This is a genomic window from Deinococcus soli (ex Cha et al. 2016), from assembly GCF_001007995.1.
In the GTDB taxonomy this organism is placed as follows: Bacteria; Deinococcota; Deinococci; order Deinococcales; family Deinococcaceae; genus Deinococcus; species Deinococcus soli.
Map to the genome: position 1 here is coordinate 2300224 of NZ_CP011389.1, position 20726 is coordinate 2320949.

At 70.3% G+C, this 20726-nt stretch carries 16 protein-coding genes; 6 read left to right on the plus strand and 10 right to left on the minus strand.

The features are described 5' to 3' along the window. A complete protein-coding gene (locus tag SY84_RS11265; RefSeq protein ID WP_046844093.1) occupies positions 1–1389 on the minus strand; it encodes a nicotinate phosphoribosyltransferase in 1389 nt (462 codons plus the stop codon). Between the two features lie 232 nt (positions 1390–1621). Here SY84_RS11265 and SY84_RS11270 point away from each other — a divergent pair, with 232 nt between their 5' ends. Further along, a complete protein-coding gene (locus tag SY84_RS11270) occupies positions 1622–4129 on the plus strand; it encodes a G8 domain-containing protein (protein ID WP_052751128.1) in 2508 nt (835 codons plus the stop codon). 21 nt (positions 4130–4150) lie between these two features. Here SY84_RS11270 and SY84_RS11275 read toward each other — a convergent pair whose 3' ends face one another. The 3 genes from SY84_RS11275 to SY84_RS11285 form a co-directional block, all read right to left on the minus strand. Beyond that, positions 4151–5083, minus strand: a complete 933-nt coding sequence (locus SY84_RS11275; RefSeq protein ID WP_052751129.1) for a leucine-rich repeat domain-containing protein — start codon at positions 5081–5083, stop codon at positions 4151–4153. A 102-nt stretch (positions 5084–5185) separates the two neighbouring features. Further along, positions 5186–6046 (minus strand): SDR family oxidoreductase, encoded by an 861-nt coding sequence (locus SY84_RS11280; RefSeq protein WP_046844094.1) that lies wholly within the window; start codon positions 6044–6046, stop codon positions 5186–5188. A gap of 98 nt (positions 6047–6144) precedes the next feature. Beyond that, a complete protein-coding gene (locus SY84_RS11285; RefSeq protein ID WP_046844095.1) occupies positions 6145–6882 on the minus strand; it encodes an enoyl-CoA hydratase-related protein in 738 nt (245 codons plus the stop codon). 102 nt (positions 6883–6984) lie between these two features. Here SY84_RS11285 and SY84_RS11290 point away from each other — a divergent pair, with 102 nt between their 5' ends. Further along, positions 6985–8568, plus strand: coding sequence for a sensor histidine kinase (locus tag SY84_RS11290; protein ID WP_046844096.1), 1584 nt, complete (start codon positions 6985–6987; stop codon positions 8566–8568). After that, positions 8565–9011 (plus strand): response regulator, encoded by a 447-nt coding sequence (locus SY84_RS11295; RefSeq protein ID WP_046844097.1) that lies wholly within the window; start codon positions 8565–8567, stop codon positions 9009–9011. Before SY84_RS11290 ends, SY84_RS11295 begins: the two co-directional genes overlap by 4 nt. A 228-nt stretch (positions 9012–9239) precedes the next feature. On the opposite strand, the gene SY84_RS11300 is transcribed toward SY84_RS11295, so the two are convergent. The 4 genes from SY84_RS11300 to SY84_RS11315 all read right to left on the minus strand — a co-directional run bounded on the left by SY84_RS11300 (position 9240) and on the right by SY84_RS11315 (position 14210). After that, the gene (locus tag SY84_RS11300) at positions 9240–9833 is read right to left on the minus strand and encodes a hypothetical protein (RefSeq protein ID WP_046844098.1); all 594 of its coding nucleotides are present in this window, start codon (positions 9831–9833) and stop codon (positions 9240–9242) included. A 104-nt stretch (positions 9834–9937) separates the two neighbouring features. After that, positions 9938–10873, minus strand: coding sequence for a pyridoxal kinase PdxY (gene pdxY / locus SY84_RS11305; RefSeq protein ID WP_046844099.1), 936 nt, complete (start codon positions 10871–10873; stop codon positions 9938–9940). A gap of 39 nt (positions 10874–10912) precedes the next feature. Further along, a complete protein-coding gene (locus SY84_RS11310) occupies positions 10913–12430 on the minus strand; it encodes a Ppx/GppA phosphatase family protein (RefSeq protein ID WP_046844100.1) in 1518 nt (505 codons plus the stop codon). A 25-nt stretch (positions 12431–12455) separates the two neighbouring features. Further along, entirely contained in the window at positions 12456–14210 is a 1755-nt protein-coding gene (locus SY84_RS11315) for an ABC transporter substrate-binding protein (RefSeq protein WP_046844101.1), read from the minus strand. A gap of 52 nt (positions 14211–14262) precedes the next feature. Here SY84_RS11315 and SY84_RS11320 point away from each other — a divergent pair, with 52 nt between their 5' ends. Then, complete coding sequence (locus SY84_RS11320) at positions 14263–15492, plus strand: MDR family MFS transporter (RefSeq protein ID WP_046844102.1); 1230 nt, start codon at positions 14263–14265, stop codon at positions 15490–15492. A 552-nt stretch (positions 15493–16044) separates the two neighbouring features. On the opposite strand, the gene SY84_RS11325 is transcribed toward SY84_RS11320, so the two are convergent. After that, complete coding sequence (locus SY84_RS11325) at positions 16045–17085, minus strand: GNAT family N-acetyltransferase (RefSeq protein ID WP_052751130.1); 1041 nt, start codon at positions 17083–17085, stop codon at positions 16045–16047. Between the two features lie 98 nt (positions 17086–17183). On the opposite strand from SY84_RS11325, the gene SY84_RS11330 reads away from it, so the two are divergent. Beyond that, positions 17184–17738: a DUF99 family protein gene (locus tag SY84_RS11330; protein WP_046844103.1), complete on the plus strand. Its 555-nt coding sequence runs from the start codon at positions 17184–17186 to the stop codon at positions 17736–17738. A 118-nt stretch (positions 17739–17856) separates the two neighbouring features. Further along, on the plus strand, positions 17857–18939 hold the full coding sequence (locus tag SY84_RS11335; RefSeq protein WP_046844104.1) for a DUF4384 domain-containing protein: 1083 nt from the start codon (positions 17857–17859) through the stop codon (positions 18937–18939). 58 nt (positions 18940–18997) lie between these two features. Here SY84_RS11335 and SY84_RS11340 read toward each other — a convergent pair whose 3' ends face one another. Next, positions 18998–20713, minus strand: coding sequence for a M3 family oligoendopeptidase (locus SY84_RS11340; RefSeq protein ID WP_046844105.1), 1716 nt, complete (start codon positions 20711–20713; stop codon positions 18998–19000). Positions 20714–20726 lie beyond the last annotated feature (13 nt).

Here is a 20726-nt window from a genome sequence, read left to right on the forward strand (position 1 = left end):
TTATCCACGTCCCCGGATCGTCTCCAGCGTGTCGCGGACGATCAGTTCGCCGTCTTTGTACACGGTGCGCATGAGGCTGCCGGGAAAGTCGGTGTCGAAGGTCTTGTATGCCTTCGTGACCATGCGGCCGCCTTCCTGCACGAGGTCGAGGACGCCGTCCTTGCTGCGTTTGCCGGGGTCGGTGACGGGGTCCTTGTAGATGCCGCGGTACGCGCCGTCGATGAGGCCCGCGCTGGCTTTGTACGCGAAGCGCTGGGTGTCGCGGTCGACTTTCTGGAGGAGGGCGCCGCCCATGCCGAAGGAGACGTTCTCGGCGCTGTAGCCGTCCACGTCGAGGTTGTCGAGGATCTGGCGGATGGTCTGCTCGTCGATGCCGTCACCCTGGATGACGCGGACGTGGTTGAGGACCTTGTAGCCCCTGCTGTTGGTGGTGGTGCCGTACTTGGCGGCCAGGGCGTTCACGGCGAGGCGGACCATGGCGGGTGGTTCGCCGCTGTCGGGCCGGACGACCAGGGTGCCGCCCGAGGCGATGACGTCGGCCTTGAGTTCCTCGCCCCAGAGGGTGTTGATGGCGTTCTTGAGGTCGTAGCTGTCGCTGACGACGGCGTAGATGCTGCCGGGGCGGCTGAACTGGGTGATCATGTTGCGGTACGCGTCGACCTCGTGTTCCTTGCCCCAGGACGTGATGGTGCTGTGCTCGGCGGCGGGGATGCTGAACGCGGCGATGTCGGCGCCGTAGTGGTTGCGGGCGACGCGCAGGGCTTCCAGCGTGTCGCTGCCCTGGAAGTTGATGAGGTGCGCGAGGCCGCCGATGCCGGCGCTCTCGCGGCTGCTGACGCCGCGGCTGCCGAAGTCGTGCAGTTTGAACGGGAGTTCCTCGGCGGCGCGGTCGCTGGTCTTTTCGAGGGCGGCGCGGATGATCTCGCGGATGTGCCAGCTCTGCGTGGCGACGGTGGTGGGGTACCAGACGCGCATGAGCATCGTCTCGAACCATCCGACCAGCCAGGGGAGTTCGGGGTCGGTGTTCGTGCAGCTCAGGAGGACGTTGTGGATGGGTACCAGGGTACCCTCGGGCACGGCGCGGACTTCCAGGGGCAGCTTGCCGCCGTGGACGTTCACGACCCGCATCCAGCCGTCAAAAGGGAAGGGTTCGCCGTGCGCCTCGATGAGGGCGCGGGCCTCCTCGACCATGTCGGCGGTGACGCGGGTGGTCAGGTAGCGGTCGAGGATGTACTGCAACCCGAAGAAGCGGGTCTGGGGGTACTTGCCGCCGCGACTTTCCAAGTAGGAGAAGAGGCGGGTGGTGCCTTTCGGGTACTGCAGGAAGTGGCTGCTCTTGTAGCTGTCGGTGTCGAGGATGATGTTGCGGTCGTTCAGGGGAATGGTCATGGGGTGCCTCCTATGGTGCAACCTCTTGTATGACTCATAATCTAAAAATCTATTATGAAAACTATGAGTCAATGCGGAGGCGAGGTTCAGACAGTCGTGACCTCCCAGCCTCCTGGATGGATTCGCCGGATTGAGGCTGTACCCGACGCCATTTACCTGAGTCTGGACAGGCGTGGGGAGGGGTGCGAAGTCCTTCACGCCCACCTGCTGACCGCGCGTTTATCATTCCTTCATGCCCGCGCGCCGCTCTGCGACCGTCATGCTCCTCACGGCCCTCCTGACCGCCTGCGGCTCGGGTTCCGGCGGCAGCGGCACCACCCCCGTCCCCACGCCGACGCCCACCCCGGCCCCCACGCCAACCCCAGCCCCGGCGCCCACCCAGCCGGGCGTGAACTGGAGCGACCCCGCCACCTGGGGCGGCACCCTGCCCACCGCCGGTCAGAAGGTCACCCTGCCCGCCGGGAAACGCGTGCTGCTGGACACCACCCCGCCCGACCTGGGCGGCCTGACCATCCCCACCGGCAGCGTGCTGGAATTCGACGACCGCGCCGACCGCACCCTGCGCGCCGAGTGGATCATGGTGCACGGCGAACTGCGCATCGGCAGTGAGGCGAAGCCCTTCACGCACCACGCCGAGATCCTCCTGACGAACAAGGCCCCCGGCGAGGACGTCATGGGCATGGGCGACCGCGTGCTGGGCGTCATGGACGGCACCCTGGACCTCCACGGGCAACCCCGCCTCGCCTGGACGCGCCTGAACGCCACCGCCCGCCGGGGCAGCAGCACCCTGACGCTGGACCGCGCGCCCGACTGGCAGCCCGGCGACAGCCTCACGCTGACGGGCACCGACTTCAACCCGGCCCAGACCGAGCAGGTCACCGTGCAGCGCGTCAGCGGCAGCGCCGTCACCCTCGCCTCGCCCCTGAAGTACACGCACTGGGGCGACCCGATCACCGTCGCGGGCCTGGGCGTGAACGAACGGGCCGAGGTGGGCCTCCTGACCCGCAACGTCGTCGTGGCTGCCACGGACGACGCCGCGCAGACTGGCGTGGGCGCGCACGTCATGATCATGGGCAACAGCACCGCCCGCATCGAGGGCGCGGAATTCTCCCGCGTCGGGCAGCTGAACACCCTGCGCCGCTACCCCGTGCACTTCCACCAGCTGGGCAGCGCCCCCGCCTCCTACCTGCGGGGCAGCAGCGTCCACGAGTCGTACAACCGCTGCGTGGTCGTGCACGGCACCCGTGACCTGCGCGTGCAGGACAACGTCACCTTCGACAACATCGGCCACTGCATCTTTCTGGAAGACGGCGACGAGACGGGCAACACCCTCAGCGGGAACCTCGTCACGCGCGTCAAGGCGCCCGACGCCAAACAGGGGCAGACGCCGCTGCTCGACAGCGACAAACGCCCCGCCGGGTACTGGATCACCCACCCTGCCAACACCGTCAGGAACAACGTGGCTGCCGGGGTGGACGGCAGCGGCTTCTGGCTCGCGTTCCCCGAACACCCCACCGGCCTCGCCGCCGCCAGGACCGACATCTGGCCCCGCCGCACCCCCCTGGGGGACTTCAGCGGCAACGTGGCCCACAGCACCGACCGCGGCCTGAACCTCGATAACGGCCCGAAAGCGGACGGCACCACCGAGGTCACGTACTACGCGCCCGTCACCACGCCCAGCGACCCCAAGAGCGCGCCCGTCACCGCCACCCTGAGTGACTTCACCGCGTACAAGAACCGCGACCACGGCGTGTGGCTGCGCGGGAAGAGCCACGTCCTGCTGAACGCCACCCTCGCCGACAACGGCGTCGGCGCGACCTTCGCCAGCGACGACAGCACCCTCCGGGGCGGCACCCTCATCGGCGAGACGGCCAACCTCGGCCAGCCCGACAGCTGGGAACCCACCGGCACCGGCGGCCGCGCCCTCCCACGCCCCTGGGACCCCAGCTTCCCCATCCGCGGCTACCAGTTCTACGACGGGCACGTCACCATCGACGGCGCCACCCTCGCCGGATTCACACCCGACACCACCCGGCAGGCCAGCGGCCTCGGGTACCTCACGAAGAACGCCTTCAGCCTCGTCCCCACCAACAACGCCCTGAACCTCCGCTGGGCCGACGCCAGCCCCCGCGTGTACTTCCCGGCCGCGCAACCCGACAAGGACGGCGACAAGGCCGCCACGTTCCTCGACACCGACGGCACCGTCACCGGGACGGCCGGACTGACCGTCACCGCCAGCCCCCTCCTGAAAGGCGCGCCCGACTGCACCCCCAACGCTGGCTGGAACGCCAGCACCTGCCCCGGCGCGTACACCCGCCTGTGGCTCCAGGACGTTCGCGGCGGCAAGCTCGCCCCCGTCACCGTGACCGGCCCGCACGGCACCGTCAGCCTCACCGGGACGCCGGGCAGCTTCACCAGTTTCAGCACCAGCGCCCGACTGAACCAGACCTACACCCTGACGCCCAGCGCCGCCAGCCCCCACCTGCGCCTCGGCCTTCAGAACCGCCAGCCCGGCGACACCCTGACCGTCACGCTGCCCGCCGCCACCGAACCCCGCATCTACCGCGACTGGTGGATCGACAACCGCAACCTCCTGAAGAAAGTTACCCCCGCCGCCCTGCCGGGCACCACCGGCGACAGCTACGCCTACGAGAACGGGCAGCTCACCCTGAAACTCGTCGTGCAGGCCAGCCGGGACTATGCCCAGGTGGAGATCTGCACGACCGACCTGTGCAAGTAAGAGGTGGGGCGCTCGCAGCCCCTACAGGTAGACCTGACAGCCCCGCGCGATCAGCGTGTCGAAGGCGTCTGGCAACTGCTCGATACGGTTCCAGCGCAGGTCGAGTTTCCGCAGGGCGGGCAGGTACGCCACCCCTTCGGGGAGGGTGGTCAGTTCGTTGGCGCGCAGGTCGAGGGTGTGCAGCGCGCGCAGGTCGCCCAGCGTGCCCGGCAGGTGCGTCAGCGCATTGAAGCGCAGGTTCAGGGTCGTCAGGCGGGAAAGTTGCCCCAGCGTGTCCGGCAGTTCGGTCAGCGCGTTGCCCTGAAGGTCGAGGACCTCCAGCGCCCCGCACCCGCCCAGGCTGGCGGGCAGTGCGGTCAGGCGGGCGTTCATGACTTGCAGTTCCCGCAGCGAGCCCAGCGCCCCGAGGCTGTCCGGCAGGGCCTCCAGCGGGTTGCCGTACAGCCGCAACTCCGTCAGGGCGCATAGGTCGCCCAGCCAGTCCGGCAGGCGCGTCAGGGCGTTGTCCGTCACGTTCAGGTACGTCAGTGCCCCCAGCCGGCGCATGGACTCCGGCAGCTCCGTCAGGCGGTTGTGGCTCAGGTACAGGAACGTCAGCCGACCCAGCCCGCCGAACACGTCCGGCAGGGCGGCCAGTTCGTTGTGCCCCAGGTCCAGCATCCGGAGTTCGCGCAGGTCGCCCAGCGCGGCCGGCAGCGCCGTGAGACGGTTCGCGGACAGGTTCAGCGTCCGCACCTCCGGGCGGGTCCATACCCAGTCCGGCACATCCGTCAGCGCGTTGTCGTACACGCTGAAGACCGTCAGGTCCGGCGCGGCCTCTCGCTCCGGCAGCGCCCTCAGGCCCAGCCCGTCCAGATTCACCCGCCGTACCTCCGACCAGTCGGGCAGATTCAGCAGCGCCGCCCCCCGCAGAGCCGAGAGGTGCTGGTGCGTGGGCAGCGTGACAGCAGACATGTCCGCAGCGTAGCGGCAGCGGGGACGGCGCGGGCATGCACATGAGCTGTGGGCTCGGAGGATGCCTGCTCATTCCTCACAGCCCACAGCTCAGAGCCCGTATCAGTCTTTCTTCGGCAGGGCGAGGCCCATCTGCTGGTACATCTGGTACTGCGGCGCGCCGCCGAGCATGTTCTGGCCCCCGTCGACGGGCAGGATGACGCCCGTGACGTAACTGGCGGCGTCAGACACGAGGAACAGGGCAGCGTTGGCGATGTCCTGCGGGATGCCGAAACGGCCCAGCGGGACGGTGCTCATGAACTGCTGCCGGGTCCGTTCGTCGGGGGCGAGCCGGGCCATGCCCTCGGTGCCGTCGATGGGGCCGGGGATGATGGCGTTCACGCGGATACCGCGCAGGCCCCACTCGACGGCGAGGGTGCGGGTCAGGGCATCCACGCCGGCCTTCGCGGCGACGACGTGCGCCTGCATGGGGACGGGCACGCCATACGCGCTGATCGAGAGGACGTTCCCGCCGGGGGTGGTCAGGTGGGGCGCGCAGGCCTTGATGGTGTTGTACGTGCCGAGCAGGTCGATGTCCACGACGGTCTTGAAGCCGTTGGGGCTGATGCCGTCCACGGGTGCGGGGAAGTTCCCGGCGGCGCCCGCCAGGACGATATCGATGGGCCCGAAAGTGGCGACGGCCTGTTCGGCGGCGGCCTGGAGGGCGGCGATGTCGCGCACGTCGGCGCTCACGCCGATGGCCTGCCCGCCCGCGTCGTTGATCCCCTGCGCGGCGGTCTGGGCTTTCTCGAGGTTGCGGCCCAGGATGGTGACCTTGCAGCCGTGCGCGGCGAAGCTCTGCGCGATGCCGAGGTTGATGCCGCTGCCGCCCCCGGTGATCAGGGCGTGCTTGCCCTGCAGGAGGTCGGGGCGGAAGGTGCTGTCGGCGGTGCCGGGCTGGAGGGTACCGGGGTTCTGGCTCATGGTGGGGCTCCTTGAGGGGGTCTGAGGGGCGGAGGGTCTAAAGGTCTAAGGGTCTCAGCGGTCCAGGTCGAGGGTCTTTGACTCTTCGACCCTCGACCCTACTTCAGTGCCTGGGCGAGGCCGTCGGCGGTCATGTGCTGGGCGTTCCAGCGCACGGCCTGGTCGAGGCTCTGCGCGTGGGGCAGGTGCGCGTGCAGGGTGCGTTTGGTGCCCTCGACCGCGCGGGGCGGCAGGGCGGCCAGCCCCGTGGCGAGGGCGTGGGCGCGGTCGAACAGCGCGTCCGGGGTGGGGAGGAGTTCCGTGATCAGCCCCCAGCGTTCGGCGGTGGGCGCGTCGATGGGGTCGCCGGTCAGGGCGAGGTGCGCCGTGCGGCCGGTGCCGATCAGGTGGGGGAGGCGTTGCAGGCCGCCCAGGTCGGCGGTGATGCCGAGTTTCACCTCGGGGAGGCTGAAGCGGGCGTCTGCGCTGGCGATGCGGATGTCGCAGGCGCTGATGAGTTCCAGGCCCGCGCCGATGCACCAGCTGTGCACGGCGGCGATCACCGGGATCGGCAGCGCGGCGAACGCGTCAATGGCGGCGTGCATCTCGGCCACGACGGCGGCGAAGGCTTCGGGGTCGCCCAGGGTGGGGGCGATGACGGGGGCGCTGGCGCGGACGTCCAATCCGGCGCTGAAGAGGTCCTGGCCGCGCAGGATCAGCGCGCGGGCGCCGCCCAGTTTGGTCAGGACGCGGGGGATTTCGGGCCAGAAGGTCGGGCCCATGCTGCCCTTCTGGCTCGTCAGGGTCAGCGTGGCGACCTCACCCGCGTGGGTGAGATTCACGTTCTGGAATGTCATGCGTTCACTGTACCCCGCGCCGGTGGACCGGGTTCAAAATTCCCCGCGCGGGTCCGGCTGCGCGCCGCGCAGGTGCGCGCCGCTGCACTAGAATGCGCGGCGATGTCGGCCGTTCCCGTCCCTGCCGAGCCCGCCCCGGTCCCGGTGCAGGGCGCCGCGCCGCAGGCGCCCAGTCTGCGGCAGGTGCTCTTGCGGCCCTTCGTGCTGCCCTTCGCGCTGCTGCTGGGTGTGGGGGGACTGGTCGCGTACGGCGTCCGGCAGAACGACGCGGCACTGAAACACGTCCTGGAAGCGCAGGTGCGCCTGCAACTCATCACGGACATGACCAATCAGGTGTCCGTCATGGAGAACAGCCAGCGGGGCTTCGTGATCACCGCCCAGGACAGCTACCTGGACCCCTTCGAGGAGGGCATGCTGGCCTTCCAGGCGGACACGTTCGCCCTGCGTGACCTGAGCGTCACGGACCTGCAGCGCACGAACCTGGGGCGCGTGAAGGCCGCCGTGACCCGCTGGAACGAGGTGGCCGCGCAGCCGGAGATCCGCGCGCGGCGCGACTCGCTGGACCGCGCCGCCGCGCGCGTCGGGAACGGCGTGGGGGGCGGCCTGCTGAACGAGGCCCGCCGCGTCCTGGCGGTCATGACCACCAACGAGACGCTGCGCCTAAACGCCGCCGCCGAGCAGAGCCGGGTGCTGCTGGAACGCGTGCAGTGGATCGCTGCGGGCGGACTGCTGCTGAGCGTCGCGCTGCTGCTCCTGACCGCGTACCGCGTGACGCGCACCGTCAGCCGCACCGTCCTGGACCTGAACGCTGCCGCGCAGGCCATCGCGCAGGGCGACTACGCGCGCCGCACACCCCGCATGCCCGTGCAGGAACTCGCGCAGCTGGGCGCGCAGTTCGACGCGATGGCGGGCGCCGTGCAGGACCGCGAGGCGCAGCTGCGTGCCACCGCCGAGGCCCTCCAGGCCAGCAACACGCACCTGGAACGCAGCAACCGCGAACTCGAACAGTTCGCGTACGTCGCCAGTCACGACCTGCAAGAACCCCTGCGGACCATCGGCAGTTACACCGAACTGCTCGCCCGTCGCTACCACGGCAAGCTGGACGACCGCGCCGACCAGTACATCGCCTTTACCACCTCGGCCACGCTGCGCATGAAGACCCTCATCCAGGACCTCCTCGCGTACTCCCGCGTGCGTAAAGCCCCGCGCGCCGCGCAGGACGTGAACCTGGGCGACCTGACGCGCGACATCGTGGCGGACCTGTCCGTGCAGATCGAGGGCAGCGGCGCGCAGGTGGACGTCGGCCCGCTGCCCACCGTGCACAGCAACCCGGACCTGCTGCGGCACGCCCTGCAGAACCTCATCGGGAACGCCCTGAAATTCCAGCAGCCCGGCGTGCCCCCCCGCGTGCGCGTCACCGCCGAGCGTGAGGCGCGCCGCTGGGTGATTCACGTGCAGGACAACGGGATCGGCATCGCCCCGGAGTACCACGAGCGGATCTTCGGGGTGTTCCAGCGCCTGCACGGCATGGACGAGTACACGGGCAGCGGGATCGGTCTGGCCGTCACGCGCAGCGCCGCCGAGCAGCTCGGCGGGGACCTGTGGCTGGACAGCACCCCCGGCCAGGGCAGTACATTCCACCTGGCGCTGCCCCTCACCCCTGCCCCCACCGGAGACCACCCATGACCACCAGACCAGTCGAGATCCTGCTCGTCGAGGACAACCCCGCCGACGTGATGCTCACGCAGGAAGCCTTCGAGGAGGCGCACTTCCCACACCACCTCAGCCACGCCCGCGACGGCGTGGACGCCCTGAACTTCCTGCGCCGCAGCGAGGACCACGCGGGCGCCCCCCGCCCCGACGTGATCCTGATGGACCTGAACATGCCCCGCATGACCGGCCTGGAACTGCTCGACATCCTGAAAGAGGACGCCGAGCTGCGCAGCATCCCCGTGATCGTCCTGACCACCAGCCGCGCCGAGAGCGACATCTGGCGCAGCTACAATCTGCACGCCAACGCGTACATTCCCAAACCCGTGTCCATCGCGGAATTCGTGGATGTCATCCAGTCGCTGGAGAATTTCTGGTTCCGCAAGGTGGCGTTGCCCCACCCACCCCACCCCTCCTGAACCCACAGCGGCATTCAGGGAGAGAGGAGGTTGCTGTTCCTCAGGACCTCCGAATCAGGCGGCCCCACAGAGCAGCGGAGCAGAGCGAGGATCTGAGGGAGGAGCGGGTGGACGGGGCCTGAAGGGGCGTGCTGTTGGCCCCTGGCTGGAACTGGACACCGCTGTCCCACACGACACAGTCCCCGGATGTGTTCCCGGGGGCTGTGTCGTTGAGGTGTTTACATCTGTTTACATCGAGGCGACGTAGTCCGAGCGGCGCGCGCCGCTGTCCACGATCTCGCCGCCGTGACGGGCGACGGCGTCCATCAGGACGTCCTGAGGCACGCTGTCATGCACGGCCACCACGCGGCCACCACTGTTGATGGTGCTGTCCATGCGGTCGTAGTACGTGTCGTCCACATCGTAGCGGTCGTCGACCTTGCCGGTCTCGTCCACGCCCATCGCGCCGCCGGTCGCGCCGACCGCTGCGCCCACGCCGGAGCCCAGCGCGGTCATGCCCAGGATCACGGGAAGGGCCAGACCGCCCGTGGCGATGGTCGCACCGGTCGCCAGGATACCGGCCGCTGCGCCCACCACAGCGCCCACACCCGTGCCCTTCACCGCACCTGCACCGGCGTCCTCGGGCGTGCCGCCCACGCCGTCGCCTTCCATGGTCAGGTGGCCAGGACCGTCCACATCGGTGCGGGTCGCGCCCATGTCGGTCGCGGCGCTGCGGCGGGTGTAGGTGCTGCTGCCCATCGTGGGCGCGATGACACCCTGGGCCTGGAGATCAGCAGTGAAGGCATCGGCCGCAGCCACCGTCGGGAACAGAATGTGTTTCATGCCTGTCAGTCTTCGCTGCCGCCCTCCCGGAACCATGAGAGTGATCGCAACAGACGTTGGGCTGGCCCTGAACGGACACTGAGACGGGTCTCACAAAGCGGGGGTCAGCCGACCTGCTGCGCCTCGAACACCCGCACGGGTTTCAGAAACTCGTCCTGCGCGGCGACGAGCTGAATCTCACGGGTGCCCGCCACATGCGTGCGTTGCAGCAGGGCGTACAGGGCGCTCATGGACAGGCTCAGGGCCTGGGCGGCGTCCCCACTCCGCAGGTAGTGGCCCAGGAACAGCGCCGCGATGGCGTCCCCGGTCCCGTTGCGCGGTGGGTCCAGGGGCAGCAGGGGCGTGCGGCACAGCCACGCGCCGCCGTCCGTGACGACCAGCGTCTCGATGCTGCCCTCCGGCGCGCCGCTGCGCACCAGGCTGGTCACGACCACGATGCGCGGCCCACCCGCACGCAGCCGTTCCCGAAGCGCGCGGGCGGCCTCCAGCGCGTGCTCCAGCGTGTCCACGGTGTGCCCGGTCAGGAGTTCCAGCTCGAACTGGTTCGGCGTGACAACGTCCGCCTCCGGAATCGCCTGCGCCGTGATCAGCTCCGGCAGTTCCGGGCGCACGAACACGCCGCGCCCCACGTCGCCCATGACCGGGTCGCAGGCGTACAGGGCGCCTGGGTTCGCCACGCGCACGCGGCGCACGGCGTCCACGACCGCCGCGACCGTGCCCTCGCTGCCCATGTAGCCGCTCAGGACCGCGTGGCACCCTCCCAGCGCGCCGCGCGCCTCGATCCCGTCAATCAGATCCGCGACCTGCTCGGGCGGGAACACCGCGCCCGTCCACGCGCCGTACCCGGTGTGGTTGCTGAACTGCACCGTGTGGATCGCCCAGACCTCAAACCCCAGGCGTTGCAGTGGGAACACGGCGGCGGCGTTCCCCACGTGCCCGTACGCCACCCATGACTGGATGCTCAGGATGTTCTGAGGCAGTGCCGGAGAGGTGACGGCCGGTGACAGTGCAGGCTGGGCGGCGGGCGGGGCGTCCTTCATGCCGCCCAGCATACCCGCCGCCCCACGCCCTGCGGCGTGCTACTCGGCCTTCAGGGTCAGCGGCCCGAACGCGCGGGCCCACACGTCCGCCTTCTCACGCGCGCCCTCCAGGTCCAGCGGCGTGGCGCCCTGCACGCCCAGCTGCCAGCCGTCACGCGTGCGGGTCAGGCCGGTCACGCGCGCCGCGCCCGCATGCGAGCGGTCCAGGCCGTCCGCGACCCGCAGGATGCCCACCCAGCGCGTCACGAGCGCCTGATCCGCCGCGCTCAGCGCCGCGAACTCCGGATGCGACAGCTTGGGCGCACTCTTGCGGTGGTAGCGCGACAGCAGCGCCACCAGCTCGATCTCCCGCGGCGTGAACCCCCGCAACTCCGCGTGCCGGATCAGGTACGCCGAGTGCTTGTGGTGCGCGCTCTGCGCCACGATCTGCCCCACCTCATGCAGCGCGCCCGCCGCCGTCAGGACGCTGCGCGCCTCACCCTCCGCACCCAGGTCCACGCCCAGCGCCCGCAGGCGTGCGAGCAGCTCACGGGCCAGGGCCGCCACCTGCCGCGAGTGCGACAGGTTCGCCCCGAAGCGCTCGGCCATGCCCAGCACGCTGCGCTGCCGCGCACTGATCGACGAACTGTACGCCTCCAGCCGCGTCAATTCCTCGATCAGCATGCCCTCACGCAGCGCACCCTCACTGACCGTGAACTCCTGCGCGCCCAGCACGCCCAGCGCCGCGTGCAGCGTCGCCAGCCCCGCCACGACCGTGTCCGCCCGGCGCTCCAGGCCCGGCACCCGCGCCCGCGCCGCGCCTTTCAGGTTCCGCACGTACTCCAGCAGCTCACTCAATTCCGCGACGCTCAGGCGCGTGCCGTTCACGCCGCGCGCCTCCTCGCCCCGCCGCGCCAGGATCGCCTCGGCCGCCGCCTCCGCCGTACCGCTCGACAGCACCACCCGCGTCCCCGGCCGCACCCGGAAGCGCCCCACATGCGGCTCCAGCGCCTCCCGCACCGCCGCGTCCAGCGCCGCCAGCTCCCGCCGCCCCGGCGGGTCCGCGCGCAGGAACGCGTCCCGCATCCGGATCGCCCCCAGCGGCAGGCTCAGCACGTCCAGCGCCCGCGCCGCGTCCCCCCGCGCGAACTCCAGACTCCCCCCACCCAGGTCCAGCAGCACGCTGTCCGCCCCCAGCTCCACCGCGTGCGCCGCGCCCAGGTACGTCAACTCCCCCTCACGCACCCCACTGATGATCACCGGGTACACCCCGGTCCGCGCCAGCATCCGCGACGCGACCTCCGGCCCGTTCGGCGCCTCGCGCAGCGCACTCGTCGCGCACACGTGAATCTCCGCCACGCCCGCCCCCGACGCCAGCGCCCGGAAGCGCGTCAGCGCCGACGCCAGCCGGTCCTCCCCCTCGGGGGTCAGGTTCCCCGCCCCGTCCAGGCACTCGCCCAGCCGCGTGCGGTCCTTCAGGGCGTCCAGCACCCGGTACCCGCCCGCATCCCCACGCGCCGCCTCCGCAATGAGCAGGTGACTGGAATTGGTACCCACATCCGCAACGGCAACCCTCATGGGCAGCAGCGTAGCGCAGCGCGCCTCAGGGCCTCACGTCCCCCAGCCACAGCCGCTTGAAATCGATCCGGCCATACGCGTCCGGATGCACGTCCTGGATCAGCGGATGCACCGCGCGCCGCTTGACGCGGTGATGCGTGAGGTGCAGGTGATGCCCGCCCAGCAACCGCGCCTCGATGCGGGTCATCAGGGCCTCCAGCGCATCCGGATCGGGGGCCACGCGGTAGCCGTCCAGCAGGGCGTCCACGTCGCGCAGCATCTCCGGGGGCAGCATTCGGCGGAACAGCAGCTCCGGCTGCTTCAGCGCCGACCAGAACGACAGGTGCTCGTCCCACCCGGCGATCTCTCCCATGAACGCCAGGTCCACGTCGTCCCCGGCGTCCGGCAGGGCGTCCAGCGGCGCCGGAACGACCTGCATCGGCAGGCCCAGGCGGGCGGCGCGCGCGGCGAGCCAGTCGGCCTCCTGCCGCGCGCCGGGCAGGTCGAGCACCCAGACGCGCAGCGGCGGTCCGGTATACGCGGCCCTGGCCAGCAGCGCCTGCGCCCATGCCAGCGAGTGTTCACGGGTGGGGCGGCCCAGGCTGCGCCGGGGCAGGAACGATGTGGCGGGCAGCAGCCGCTCGGCGCGGCCCGATTCGTGCCAGAACGCGCGGATGTCGTGCAGCTCGACCACCGCCGCGCGCAGCGCCGCCGACCGCGCGGCGGGACGGTGGGCGTTCCAGATCAGGAAATGCACGCTGTTCTCCGACACCCAGCGCTCGACCGGATCCTGGTCGGCGCCCGTCACGTCCAGGGTAGGCGGCGCGTCCCCGCGCAGCTCCGGCACGAGAAAGACCTCCACCTCGTCGATCAGCGGCCGCCCCGCGAAGTGCGCGTCGAACGCTTCCAGCCGGAACCCGCCGTCCAGCGCATGCCAGCGGAACGCCCCCGTCCCGATCGGGCGGCGCTCGTCGAACGGCACGTCCCGTGGGAGGATCAGCGCCTGCTCGTGCGCCAGCCGCCGCGGGAAGAACAGGTCCGGCTGGGTCAGCGTGACCTGCACCATGAACGGTGTGGGCGCCTGCACCTCCTGCACGCCGCCCAGGTACCATGGCGCCCCGCGCCGCACCCGCTCCAGCGTGAACTGCACGTCCTGCGCGTCCAGCGTCCGCCCGTGGTGAAACTGCACGCCCTTGCGCAGGTGAAAGACCCAGCGGCGCCCCCCGTCTGGCGTGCCCCAGTGGTGCGCGAGGTGAGGCCGCAACGTCCCCGCCAGCGGATCGAAGAGTAGCAGCGGGTCCAGCACCTGCGTCAGCAGATGCGCCTCGGCCGCCGAGTTCACCGTCAGCGGATCGAGGCTGGTCAGGGGCCGCGTGATCACCGTCCGCAGGCGATCCGTGCCCGCCGGACCCACCCCCAGCCCGAACGCGCCGCGCACCGCGTCCGTCAGGACCCACGCGCGCGGAAACCCCAGCCGTGAGAGCCGCGCCAGATCCGCCGCCGCGCCTACTGCTGCCAGATGCGCCGTCAGGGCCGCCAGTTCCCCCTCCAGCGCACCCGAGAACGCCACGCGCGACGTGTTCCCCCGCCCGCGCCCCGGCGTGTACACCAGCCGCCCGGCCGCGTGCAGGCGCGCCAGTTGCCGTTTCGCGGTGCGGTCACTGCACCCCCACCACGCCTGCGCGTCCGCCAGCGTCACCCGGTGCGTGTCCCGCACGCCGTCCCGCGCGTGGAGCGCCGCACGCAGCGACAGGTACGGCCAGTCCGGCGCGGGCGGGGCAGACGCAAAAGGGGACACCACCACGTCACTATGCGTCTTTTTTCCCCCTTTCCACCTACGCCACCCTGAACGCATGTGGCGCACCCTGCACCCCAACGTGAAAACCCGCATCACCACGTCCTTCCTCAGCCGCGTCGTCGGCAGCATGGTCTTCCCCTTCATGGCCATCTACTTCACCGCCCACCTCGGCGCCGCGCTGGCCGGCACACTCCTGCTCGTGGCGGGCGTCGTGCAGTTCCTCGCAGGCCTGTACGGCGGCGCCCTCGCCGACGCCCTCGGCCGCCGCCGCACCCTCCTGACCGGCGAAGCCCTGAAACTCCTCGCGTTCACCCTCATGCTCCTCGGCAACCTGCACGGCCCGAACCCCTGGCTCACCTTCGCCGCGCTGCTCCTCGTGAACATCTCCGGCGGCCTCATCAACCCCGCCGCCGAAGCCATGCTCGTCGACGTCAGCACCCCCGACACCCGCACCTTCATGTACGCCGTGAACTACTGGGCCGTGAACCTCAGCATCCTGATCGGCACCCTGGTCGGCGGGTGGCTGTACCGCGACCACTTCACGCTCCTGCTCGCCCTGCTCGTCGCCATGAGCGTCCTCACCGCCGCCCTCTGCACCGCCCTCATGACCGAAACGCGCGCCGCCAGCCCCACCGCCCGCGCGGACCTCGGCCTCACCCCCCTCCTGCGCAACTACGCGCAGGTCGTCACCGACCGTCCCTTCCTCCTGTTCGTCCTCGGCGGCATCCTCATCCTCAGCATCGAATTCACCCGCACCAACCACGTCGCCGTGCACCTCGCCCAGCACTTCCCCCGCACCGACTGGCTGGGCGTCACCCTCGACGGTGTCCGCGCCGCCAGCGTCCTCACCGCCGTGAACACCCTGATGATCGTTGCCCTCACCGCCCCCGCCGCCCGCTGGCTCACCGGCCGCGACCCGCACCGCCCCATGCACGCCGGCTTCGCGCTCTTCGCCCTCGGCTTCGCCGGACTGGCCTTCAGTACGCACCTCCCCACCCTGATCGCCGCGTCCGTCATCCTCAGCATCGGCGAACTGCTGTACGTCCCCACCCGGCAGGCCCTCCTCGCCGACCTGATCCCCGAACACCAACGCGGCGCGTACCTCGCCACGCACGGACAGGTGTTCACCATCAGCAAATGGATCGCCGCACTCGGGTTACCTGTCGGCGCCGCCATCGGCGGAACAGGCATGGCCGCCGCACTGCTGCTGCTCGGCTTGCTGGGGAGTCTATTCACCGCTCTCGCGCTGCGCCGGACAACTGGGGAGAGGATGGCTCGCGCCTGATGGACTGACTGTGGAAGGGGGGCACCTGGCGGCGGGCCTCCCCACCCCCCAGCCCCCTCCCCCAGGGGGGCACGGGGAGCGGCGTTGCACCGGGCAAGAGTTTCTTTCGGCGCGGCGTGTTTGTGTCGGGCGGTGATGTGTCCGGCCTCGACGCCATCCTGCCGCCCCCCGCAAGGCCCGCGCGCTGCGCGCACGACGGCCGGTGGCAGTCTGCGGTGGCGGGCTGGGCAACCTGAAGTGAGCCGCTGATCGACTTTGAAAAGCTTGCTTCTGCTGAAGCCAAAAAAGTAGAACCTTCCGGCCCGCACCACGATGTGGGGCCACCCCATCGTCGTGGCAGACGAGCCCGTCGTGCGCGCAGCGCGCGGGGCGAACGCGGCGAACCCGGAGGCATGCAGACACATCAGTGGCCGAACCCGCCAGTTACCTGCCTAAAAGCCAGAGAAATACCTGCCCAGTGCAACGCAAGCCCCCCTCCCCCAGAGGGGGAGGGGGCTGGGGGCGGGGAGGCCCGCCGCAGGCGCACCCCCACGACGTCAACCTCAATCCGCGTTACCGGAGTTTCAGCTGCCACTCCGTGAAGCTGCTGTACGGCGTGAAGCCGAGCGCCACGTTGATGCCCAGCATGGGGGCGTTCTCGTTGGCGTTGTTCGTCTGCACCCAGCGCGCGCCGGGGCAGGCGTGCAGGACGTGGTCCAGCATGGCAGCTTTGACCCACTTGCCCAGGCCCTGTCCGCGTGCGGAGGGTCGCACGGCGGTTGCGCCCTGGTACACCAGCGCGGCGCGTTCCGGCATCCAGAAGACCTCGCTGTACGCGTCGAGTTGCCCGGTGCGGGTGTCCTCGACGGCCATCATGAAGCGGGTTTCGTTGGCTTCCTCGATCATGGCTTCCCAGGAGCGGATCATGTCGGGCGTGATCGTCCAGTCCTGCTGTTCCAGGTCGCCGCGGGGGGCAGTGTTCATGACCATCATCATGTCCGCCACGCGCGTCAGGTAGTCGTCCGGGACGCGTTGCCACAGGTGCAGGCGGAACGGGTCGGCGTCGGGGCGGGCCTGCCAGTGGGTGACGAGGTCGCGGTCCAGGGTGGTGAGGTCCAGGCGGCTCTGGCGCATCGGCAGGGCGGGCTGCGCGCCCAGGGCGGCCGCGAAGGCCTCTCCGGCGGGACTGCGGCTGCTCGTGCCGAAGGTCAGGGTGCCGCGCCCCAGCTCGTCGGCGTGGGCGAGCAGCTGGCTCAAGACGGCGCGCCCCAGACCCTGACGGCGCGCGGTGGGGTGCACGGTGAGCCGCAGGTGGGCCATGTGGGTGTTCTGCTCAAGGTCGTACGACAGGCTGCCCCAGGCCAGTGCCCGCGCGCCGTCCCACACGGCGTAGTGGACCGTGCGTTCGGTGGCCAGCTGGTGCGTGAGGCCTACCGCCTCGGTTTCGGGCAGGAGGGCCGGGTCGTCCGGGTAGGTGTACGCGAAGGCGTCGGCGAGCAGCTGCCCCACGGCGAGGCGCTGCGCGGGGGTGGCGGCGTGAGGATTGAAGGGGGTCACGGTCGGTCCGGCGGGCCAGCCGGGGTCCGGGGTTGTCAGGGGCGCAGTCGAGGTCATGCCCGCAGTGTGCGCCCCGCCGGTCAGCGCGGCATGCGCCGGATGGCGGAGGGGATGAGTAGGCCAGATCGGCCCTTGCAGGACGCTACGCTGGGCGGGTGTTCGCGCACGCCATCGGTTTTGACGACGCCCCGTTCGTGCACGGCTGGCGGGGCGACGTGCCTGTCATCGGGACGGTGTATGCCCGAACCACCCTGCACGGCGTGGTCAGTGGCCGGGTGAGGCGTGACGGGCGGAACAGCACCGCCGAACTGGCGCGGCTGGTGAACCAGTCCCCGGAGCACATTCAGCTCATTCTGCTTCAGGGAATCGCGCTGGCGGGTTTCAACGTCGTGGACCTGCACGCGCTGCACGCGCAGACGGGGAAACCCGTGCTGGTCGTTGCGCGGCGCGCCCCGGACCTGGACCGCATCCGCGTGGCGCTGCTGACGCGCGTGCCGGGCGGGGCGCGCAAGTGGGCGCTGATCGGGGCCGCCGGGCCGATGGAACCCTGCGCAGGGGTGTTCGTGCAGCGCGCCGGGCTCACGCTGGCGCAGGCGCAGGTCGCCCTGGAGGCGTTCACCGTCGCGGGCCGCGTCCCGGAGCCGCTGCGGGCCGCGCACCTGATCGCGCGCGGGGTGACTCAGGGTCACAGCCGGGGCGGGCGCGTCTGAGGGCCTGTCGGGGACTCTCCTGAACCACCTGCGTCGCTCTTCACGCTTTCCTGAACTCTCAAGGCTTCCATCAGGTGCGGTCAGCCTGCCGTCACGCGTTCCCCGCAGACTTGATCTCATGAAAAGCAACCTGACCGCCCTGCTCGCCCTCGGGACCGCCGCCGCCCTCAGCACCGCCGGTGCCCAGGCGAAGATCAGCGCCCAGAGCATCATCGTGAACCCCACCCAGCCTGACCTGAGCGTCAGCGTCCGTATCAACAAGGACACGACCGGCAACCAGAACCCCGCCTACCGCATCGACGAGCCGATCAGCGTCAGCACCACCGTCAACCGCGACGCGTACGTGTACCTGTTCAACGTGAATCCCGACGGCAGCGTCGATCAGATCCTGCCCAACCGCCTGAGCGGCGAGAACTTCGTCAAGGCGAACACCACCACCACCTTCCCCGCCGCCGGCGCGAACTTCACGTACACCGTGGGCGGCCCCATCGGGCAGAACAAGGTCCTGGCCCTGGCCAGCCTCACCCCGCTGAACCTCTCGCAGATCAGCGAGTTCAAGACCGCGCAGGACCAGTTCGCGACCGTCAAGACCCAGGGCGGCCAGACCGGCCTCGCCCAGGCGCTGAGCATCGTCGTCAACCCCCTGCCCCAGAACAGCTGGGTCAGTGACACCGCCTTCTACACTGTCGCCGCGCAGAATCCCGTCAGCACCGGCAGCCTGTTCGTCGGTACGAACGTCGGCAACGCCACCGTGATCCTGAACGGTCAGCGACTGGGCGGCGCGAACGTCACCTACAGCAACCTCCGCGCCGGGACGTACCCCGTCCGCGTGCAGGCCCCCGGCTTTACCGACTTCACCACCACTGTCACGGTCCGCGCTGGCGGCACCACCAACCTGAACGTCGAGTTCGCCCGTCCCATCGCCGCCCCCACCAGCGGCAACCCCGTCCTCGACCTGATCGGCAACCTGCTCGGCGCGATCGCCGGGTCGACCATCCAGGACCCCGCCCGCAGCGCCTACGACCAGAAGGTCCGCGACCTGCAGAGCATGGGCTACACCCTGCAGCAGACCCGTCAGACGACCACCGGCTACACCGGCACGCTCGTGAAGGGCGCGACGACCGCCACGCTGACCGTCGACCGCGGCGCGAACCGCACCGTGCGCGTGAACGTCAGCGAGAGCACCACCTACCAGTACTGATCCACCACACGAGAAGGGGCCGCACATTCACGGTGCGGCCCCCTTCTATGGCTGCAGGTCAGGCCTGCATCTGCCCGCGCAGGAACGCCATCAGGCCCCGGATATGCTCACGGTCGAAGCGGAACTCCACGCCCGCCGCGCGGTACAGCTCCGGCACGCTGACGGTGCTGCCCAGGCGCAGGCTGGCGCGGTAGCGGTCCAGTGCGCCCGCCGGGTCCGCCTGCGCGGCGCGCCAGATGCCGGTCGCCGCGAGGTAACACATGGCGTACTCGATGTAGTAGAAGGGCACCTGGAACACGTGGTAGTACTGCCAGCCCTTCGCGCGAGCCCGCTCGTCCAGCCCGTCCCAGTTCACGAACGGGTGGAAGGTGCGGTCCAGTTCCAGCCACTTGGCGTCCAGCGCCTCGATGCCGACGTCCTCGGGGGCCTCGGCGTACAGCCAGTGCTGGAAGGCGTCCATCTGCGCCGCCCACGGCAGGAACGCGATCACACCTTCCAGCTGCTTCTGGCGGTAGCGGCCCAGTTCCTCGGGTGTGAACACGTGCCCCAGGTGGTCCAGGGTCAGGAACTCCATGGCCATGCTGGGAATCTCCACGAACTCGATGGGACTCCAGCGGTTCCACACGAGCGGCTGCGCGTCCCCGCTGTAGAAGCCGTGGAAGGCGTGCCCCATCTCGTGGAACAGCACGCGGACGTCCTCGGCGGTGCCCACCACGTTCATCAGCACGAACGGTTCGTTGTGGGTGGGGAAGTACTGGCAGTACGCGTGCGTCATCTTGCCCGGGCGGGATTCCAGGTCCAGCAGGCCGCCCGCGCGCATCTGCCCGAATCGCGCGCCCAGGCCCGCGTTGAGCGCGTCGAAGGCCACCTGCGCCAGCGTCTCCAGCTGCGCGCCGGTCTGAAACGGTGCCAGGGGCGCGCGGCCCTGCGGGTCGAGCAGGTTGCTGCGGTTGTAATCCCAGGGCCGCACCGAGTCCAGGCCCAGCTGCGCGGCGATGTCCCCGGCCAGCTGCGCGGTCAGGGGCACGACCTCGTCCCGCACCGCCTCGTGGAACGCGGCGCAGTCGGCTGGCGTGTAGTCCACGCGGTCCAGGACCTTCCACTGGTAGTCGCGGAAGTTCGCCTCGTCCGCGTTGCGCGTCAGCTGCCAGCGCGTGGCGAGCAGGTCCCGCATCACGCCGTCCAGGTCGGCGGCCACGCCCAGGTTGCTCTCGGTCAGGGCGCGCCACGCCGCTTCACGCTCGGCACGCTCGGGGTGGTCGAGGCGCTGCCTGGCCTGCGGGATGGTCAGGGCCTCGCCGCGCAGCGTGACCCCCTGGTTGCCCGTGATCACCGAGTGGCGGTTCTTCTGCTCCTCGTGCGTGACGCCCAGCGCCACGTTCGCCTCGCGGTACAGCGCCGCCTCGTCCCGCATGCGGCGGTACGTCAGCGCGAAACCGGCGTCCGGCACGTAGTCCGGCACGGCCAGCAGCTTCTCCTTCAGGGCCTGCTCGGCCCGCGCCGCCTCCGGCATCACGGTCCCCGTGAACGCCTGGAAGCGCGCCTGAACGTCCGGCTGATCGGTGTGCAGGTCGGCGTGCGTCGCGAGTTTCGCCGCGACGCTGTGCAGCTCGCCGCTCAGGTCACTCCACTGCGTGAGCCACCCGGGCACGTCCGCCGCGCTCAGTGGGGCGTCCAGCAGGGCCTGCACGCGCGGCGCGAACGCCTCCCAGCGGGTCAGGGCGTCCGGGACGGCCAGGGTGGCTTCAACGGCACTCAGATCGGTGAGGGTCATCCCCGCGAGTCTA

Excerpts from the sequence above, each read along its gene's own strand:
- SY84_RS11290 (WP_046844096.1), top strand. The coding sequence starts at position 6,985 with ATGTCGGCCGTTCCCGTCCCTGCCGAGCCCGCCCCGGTCCCGGTGCAG.
- SY84_RS11300 (WP_046844098.1), bottom strand. The coding sequence starts at position 9,833 with ATGAAACACATTCTGTTCCCGACGGTGGCTGCGGCCGATGCCTTCACT.
- SY84_RS11340 (WP_046844105.1), bottom strand. The coding sequence starts at position 20,713 with ATGACCCTCACCGATCTGAGTGCCGTTGAAGCCACCCTGGCCGTCCCG.
- SY84_RS11270 (WP_052751128.1), top strand. The coding sequence starts at position 1,622 with ATGCCCGCGCGCCGCTCTGCGACCGTCATGCTCCTCACGGCCCTCCTG.
- SY84_RS11275 (WP_052751129.1), bottom strand. The coding sequence starts at position 5,083 with ATGTCTGCTGTCACGCTGCCCACGCACCAGCACCTCTCGGCTCTGCGG.
- SY84_RS11265 (WP_046844093.1), bottom strand. The coding sequence starts at position 1,389 with ATGACCATTCCCCTGAACGACCGCAACATCATCCTCGACACCGACAGC.
- SY84_RS11325 (WP_052751130.1), bottom strand. The coding sequence starts at position 17,085 with ATGACCTCGACTGCGCCCCTGACAACCCCGGACCCCGGCTGGCCCGCC.
- SY84_RS11335 (WP_046844104.1), top strand. The coding sequence starts at position 17,857 with ATGAAAAGCAACCTGACCGCCCTGCTCGCCCTCGGGACCGCCGCCGCC.
- SY84_RS11320 (WP_046844102.1), top strand. The coding sequence starts at position 14,263 with ATGTGGCGCACCCTGCACCCCAACGTGAAAACCCGCATCACCACGTCC.
- SY84_RS11295 (WP_046844097.1), top strand. The coding sequence starts at position 8,565 with ATGACCACCAGACCAGTCGAGATCCTGCTCGTCGAGGACAACCCCGCC.
- SY84_RS11310 (WP_046844100.1), bottom strand. The coding sequence starts at position 12,430 with ATGAGGGTTGCCGTTGCGGATGTGGGTACCAATTCCAGTCACCTGCTC.
- SY84_RS11285 (WP_046844095.1), bottom strand. The coding sequence starts at position 6,882 with ATGACATTCCAGAACGTGAATCTCACCCACGCGGGTGAGGTCGCCACG.
- pdxY (WP_046844099.1), bottom strand. The coding sequence starts at position 10,873 with ATGAAGGACGCCCCGCCCGCCGCCCAGCCTGCACTGTCACCGGCCGTC.
- SY84_RS11280 (WP_046844094.1), bottom strand. The coding sequence starts at position 6,046 with ATGAGCCAGAACCCCGGTACCCTCCAGCCCGGCACCGCCGACAGCACC.